The 5348-nt window shown below is 36.1% G+C and carries 5 protein-coding genes; 3 read left to right on the forward strand and 2 right to left on the reverse strand.

The window, feature by feature from the left end; genetic code table 11:
- Both SPD90_RS04735 and SPD90_RS04740 read left to right on the forward strand, forming a co-directional pair.
- A partial coding sequence (locus SPD90_RS04735; protein ID WP_320924462.1) for a single-stranded DNA-binding protein occupies window positions 1-617 on the forward strand: 617 nt, incomplete at its 5' end.
- Window positions 614-1402, forward strand: coding sequence for an N-acetylmuramoyl-L-alanine amidase (locus tag SPD90_RS04740; RefSeq protein ID WP_320924463.1), 789 nt, complete (start codon window positions 614-616; stop codon window positions 1400-1402). The genes SPD90_RS04735 and SPD90_RS04740, both read left to right, overlap by 4 nt.
- A 617-nt stretch (window positions 1403-2019) precedes the next feature.
- Here the strand turns inward: SPD90_RS04740 and SPD90_RS04745 are convergent.
- Window positions 2020-2274 carry a hypothetical protein gene (locus SPD90_RS04745; protein WP_320924464.1) on the reverse strand — a complete coding sequence of 85 codons (255 nt, stop codon included), beginning with the start codon at window positions 2272-2274 and terminating at the stop codon, window positions 2020-2022.
- A 284-nt stretch (window positions 2275-2558) separates the two neighbouring features.
- Between SPD90_RS04745 and SPD90_RS04750 the strand changes: the two genes are divergently transcribed.
- Complete coding sequence (locus SPD90_RS04750; RefSeq protein WP_320924465.1) at window positions 2559-4115, forward strand: InlB B-repeat-containing protein; 1557 nt, start codon at window positions 2559-2561, stop codon at window positions 4113-4115.
- Between the two features lie 75 nt (window positions 4116-4190).
- On the opposite strand, the gene SPD90_RS04755 is transcribed toward SPD90_RS04750, so the two are convergent.
- Window positions 4191-5261 carry a hypothetical protein gene (locus SPD90_RS04755; RefSeq protein WP_320924466.1) on the reverse strand — a complete coding sequence of 357 codons (1071 nt, stop codon included), beginning with the start codon at window positions 5259-5261 and terminating at the stop codon, window positions 4191-4193.
- Between the last annotated feature and the right edge of the window lie 87 nt (window positions 5262-5348).

The following is a 5348-nucleotide window of genomic DNA, read 5'->3' on the forward strand; positions in this document are numbered from 1 at the left end:
AAAATAAATATAAAAAAACTCAAGGAGGAAACAAAATGAACCAAGTAATACTAATAGGCAGACTAACAGCTGACCCAGAACTAAAATTCATAAACACAGGAACAGCAATATCAAAATTCACAGTAGCAATCGACAGAACCTACAAAAAAGAAGGAGCCTCACTCACAGACTTCATCCCAATAGAAATATGGGGCAAAAAAGCCGAATACTGCGCCACTTATTTAGGCAAAGGCTATCTAGTAGCAATAAACGGCAACCTGCACATAGACAAATTCATAGATAGCACTGGCAACAGCAGAAACTTCGCAAAAGTAGTCGCAAGCTCAGTAGTCAAGCTAAACACACCAAAATCAGCTCAAGACTCATCAAACGCCACAACATCAGACACAGTAAACGCCGATGCCCCTTGCGATACTACCCCTAGCGAAAACCTAACAGAATGCACAGGCGACGACGATCTCCCTTTCACCACTAACTTAGCGCCAAACACAGCAAAATCACCACAACCAACAGAATCGCCGCCAAACACCACGCTCATCCAAAAACTAAAAAAATTCATACTAAATAAAATAAATTTGCTAAAATCTAAATTAAAAAACAAGGAGGAAACAAAATGATAAATAAACCAAAAATAATCGAAAAATGGCAAAAAAGAAACAAATACGGAAGACCAGGGACTCCCCTAACAGCCAAAAAAATCGCCATCCACTACACCGGAAGTCCAGACGTCCCCGGCCACAAAACTCTCTCATACTTCAACAACGTCGTCGCAAACGGCCACAAAGTAAACGGCAAATACGTCTACGCATCTGCCCACTACATAATCGACCTCGATGGCACAATTTACCAGCTAATCCCAACAACAGAAATCTGTTACGCAACCAACAGCGCCAACTCCTACGCCATCGCAGTAGAAGTCGCAACAACAGGCGCGGACAATCACTACACCGACGCGACCTACAAAAGCATGGTCTGGCTATGCGCATGGTTGTGCCAGTACAAAAAACTCGACTGTCAAAAAGACATCATAACTCACACAGACGTAGTCGGCAAAAAATACAAACTCTGCCCTATTTACATGGTCAAAAATCCGGACAAAATGCAGCAGTTCAAACAAGACTGCCAAAACCTAAAAGAAGGCAAAATCCGCGTAAGCGACATAACAAACTGCACAGCCGAAGGCTCATCCAAAATACCAAAAATGATAAAAGTCATCCAAAACGTAAACTACAGAACAGAGCCAAACTTCAAAAAAACAAGCATCGCTGGCGAAGCCACACCCGGCCAAATCTTCACAGTCGTAGACCTAATCCAAAAGTCCACAACAAACATGTACAAACTAAAATCAGGCTTCTACATAACCGCCAGCCCAAAATACGTCGAAGAATTTATCCCCAAATAATAAATCCTTCCCCAAAAAGTTCTAGCCCAACCCAAACAAACTCGCTAGAACTTTTAAAATGCTACAAACATCTACGCCCTCATTATCTTCCCAATCCACATCTCAAGCGAAGCTTCCTCCTCCCAGCGTAGCCCCATTTTCCACACCCACAATTCATCCTTTACCCTGCACCTAGTAACCGCACCCCGTATGATTATATTTAACAACTTTGTGTTGATGCTTTTCATTAATCTTCCCACTTTTATCCAAGTATACATTTCCACACTTAGAATACTTAATCTCCCTTTTTAAAATACCCCTACAAAACTTCATTTCTTCTCTCAATTTCACTTTCAAACCATGAATTATATATTTTTTATTTGATCCTGCACATACCTTACTAAAAAATCTATATCTTAATCACACAAATCAGCCTTATTTTATTTCCAACACTTTGACTACTCTATAGCTATATCACAAGGTTGTTAAATATAATCACAATAGCTGGAGCTTATTCTATATAGGATAATTTATATTAGATAATTGTATTTCACATAATAAAATTAATACATTAAAAAGTGAAATTTTTCATCAAAAAACTCCAGCCACACATTTGACTGGAGTTTTACCGTGAATTTTTAATTACTTGAAGCCTCTTCTCTCAAGCTTTTTACAATGCTTTCATCTAATTCTAATTTCTCTGATATTGTCTTGTCATCAAGTACATCTAAAAGCTTTTTCGCATTTTTAATTTTTTCCATATTTCTTCCTTTTTCAACACCTTGTTCGATACCTTTCTCAATACCTTGTTTGATACCTTCCTCTATTCCTTGTTTGATACCCTTTTCAATTCCTCTTTTTTCAACTTCTGGATCATATAATGTTTTTGTCATAATAGTCACCTCTTCCTCTAATCTATCATCATTTATAAATTATAAACAGAAGTAAGTAAATTTAAAACTCGCAATTTTTTCCATCACTTGTAATGATAACGCCAGAAATATTAATCACAAAGTCATTTAACATATTCACAATGACCTTCACCTATCCACCTCAACATTTTGCTAAATTAACTATATAACCAGCCACACTTTGTTATATAATACTATTATCACAATAATTTTTCTTTCAATAAACAAAGAGGATACAAAATCAAAAAAAGGGGGAAATTCCAAACATGAAAAAACTTACCAAAAAATTTGCAGCATTATTTCTGGCATTTGCACTTATCATAAGCATAATGCCTCTAAACGCCTACATCTCTTACGCCGAGACGTTAAATTCTAACAAACTAAAAACTGACACAGTAACCTACACTAATCCTGCTTACGAAGACTTAGACATAAAAACTTACTCACCTAAGCCATACAATTCACCTAGTTTACTAAGTGAAACCGAAACATTTGATACAGTTGAACAAGCAGGCGAATACCTAAAAGAACAAATGATAGCTAGAAACGGCACTATAACCTTCACTATCAACCAAACATACTCTAGCGAATTATTCAAAGCCATTTTCAACGAAGCCGTAGAAGACAACGGTTACGGCGACTCAAGCGCAGGCGATTACCTATACTGGAACTGGAGCGGCTACAGCGGTAGTGCAAGCTACACAAGTACTCAAGCAACATTAACCTACAATATGAATTATTTAACTACTTACTCTCAAGAACAAGCAGTCGACAAAGAAGTAAAAAACGTATTAGACAGCCTAGACGTATACGACAAAGACACATATCAAAAAGTGTTAGCCGTACACGATTACATAGTCCAAAACATAGATTACGATTACTCACTACAAAATCACTCTGCCTACAACGCAATAATAGACAAAAGCGTCGTATGCCAAGGATTTGCTACAATAACATGCAAAATGCTAAAAGAACTAAACATAGGTGTCAGACTAATCACAGGTCCAAACCACGCATGGAATATCGTAAAATTAGGCTCATATTGGTACAACACAGACAACACATGGGATGAAAATACTTCTACCAGCTCTAACATAAGCTACAAGTATTTCCTAAAAGGAAGCACCGATTTTATCGACCACACAAGAGATTCCCAATTTGACACAGCGAGCTTCCACGAACAATACCCTATGGCAACATCAGCTTACAAATACGATCCATCAGTAACAATCACCTTCGACCCAAACGATGGTTCCGACTACTTAATCGAAAAAACTATAAGCAAAGACGAAGCATTAAACTATACACCTACAGCCCCAACAAAAAAAGGCTACACATTCATAGGCTGGTTTAAAGACACAAACGACATAACTACAGAATATAAATCAGGCTCAAAATACACAGAAAACATCACATACAAAGCAAAATACGCACACGTTGAAATGCTCGGAGCCCAAGTCAAGGCAATAGTAGACGACAAAAGTGGCATCAGATTCGGAACAAAAATTTACGACGACGGCGACAAAATAATCGAAAAAGGTACCCTAATACTACCAGCGAACCGATTAGCTGAAGGCGAATCCCTAACTCTAGATACTCCTAACACAGCCAGATCCATAGCAAAGGCACTATATGAGGAGAACAAAGAGGAAAATTACGTAGTCTACCTAGGAACTATAATAAATATACCTAGAGCCCAATTCGCAACACCTATGACAGCATCATCTTACGTAATTTATGAAGACAAAGCCGGCAACGAATACACAGCATATGCTCCTTACAAAAACGGCTCAACAAGTGTAAATAATTTATTAGGCATATAATAATAGCCCCAGCCATTATGCGACTGGGGCTATTTACAATTTATTCAAATATTAAAATTATCCAATAAAATCTATCTACATGAAAGTCCAATAAGTACCCAATATCTTACCACTCTTACCAGTTGTAGTACATAGATACTTGCAAGTATTGTCGTCTATGTAACCAGCGTTCTCATCAAAATAATTATAAGTCACAATCATATATCCACTAGATACAGTTGCATCAACAATATAGTCCTTTTTCATGATAAGAGTCTTAGCCTTAGTACTCAAATTCATTCTATAAAGATATGCACAGTCTTTTTCACGATTATAAAGTGAATAATAGATATAACCACTATTCAAATCCATTAAATCTAAGAATCCATTTACTCCTCCAGTAGTAACAGCTTTATACTTTGTAGTTGAAGTAGTCTTTATTTTGTATATTATTTCATCTCCATTACTACCATCTAAGAAATTAAAATAGATATAATCATTATATGCCTTCAATGAGTAAACACTACAGATATCATGATCAAAAGAGAACATAATCTTTGAAGTTCCACCTGCTATTGGCATACGTCTCAAATAATCCTTGTCTTTTGTACCAGTATTTGTATAATATATATTTGATTTGTAAATTATAAATTCATTTAATGAACTAGTTTTCTTTATACATTTTTCACTACTTCCAGATAGAGTCATCTTGTAAATTCCAACACCATCATAAAAATTTCCATCAGCACTTAGTTTACATTTATAATAGTAAATACTTCCATTATATATAACTGGATTTGTACCTAGTTTCATTTTTTTGAAATTCTTACCAGTAGTTCTAACTCTAAAAACATATCCAACTGACTCTGCTTCATATGGACCAGAATCAACTATCTTACCATAAATCCAACCATCCTTAACAGTCAAATCCCACATACGTTTGTCTGTGTTGCTATTTTTGTAAACCAATGTCGTTTTCTTAGTGCTTACATTTACCTTGTATAGCTTGTTTTCTATAGAATAGTACATGTAGTCGCCTGATTTTACACTAGCTGCAGAACTTGAACCAGTCGCAGCAGATACTTGTGCCGCTTCAGCTACTCCTGTCAAAGCACACATAAATACTAATGTCAAAGTCAGAATAATACTTGTAAATTTCTTTCTCATCGTGATACCCCCTTAATTTTTAATAGGATATAGACTCTTGCGAATTAAATAATTTGTTGAATTTATAAGAATAAGCAAAATTTATAT

The sequence above is a fragment of the Intestinibacter sp. genome, from assembly GCF_034113885.1.
GTDB lineage: Bacteria > Bacillota > Clostridia > Peptostreptococcales > Peptostreptococcaceae > Intestinibacter.

What these genes read in the sequence shown, in the direction of transcription:
- SPD90_RS04745 (WP_320924464.1), bottom strand. Translation starts at nt 2,274, where the DNA reads ATGACAAAAACATTATATGATCCAGAAGTTGAAAAAAGAGGAATTGAA.
- SPD90_RS04755 (WP_320924466.1), bottom strand. Translation starts at nt 5,261, where the DNA reads ATGAGAAAGAAATTTACAAGTATTATTCTGACTTTGACATTAGTATTT.
- SPD90_RS04740 (WP_320924463.1), top strand. Translation starts at nt 614, where the DNA reads ATGATAAATAAACCAAAAATAATCGAAAAATGGCAAAAAAGAAACAAA.
- SPD90_RS04750 (WP_320924465.1), top strand. Translation starts at nt 2,559, where the DNA reads ATGAAAAAACTTACCAAAAAATTTGCAGCATTATTTCTGGCATTTGCA.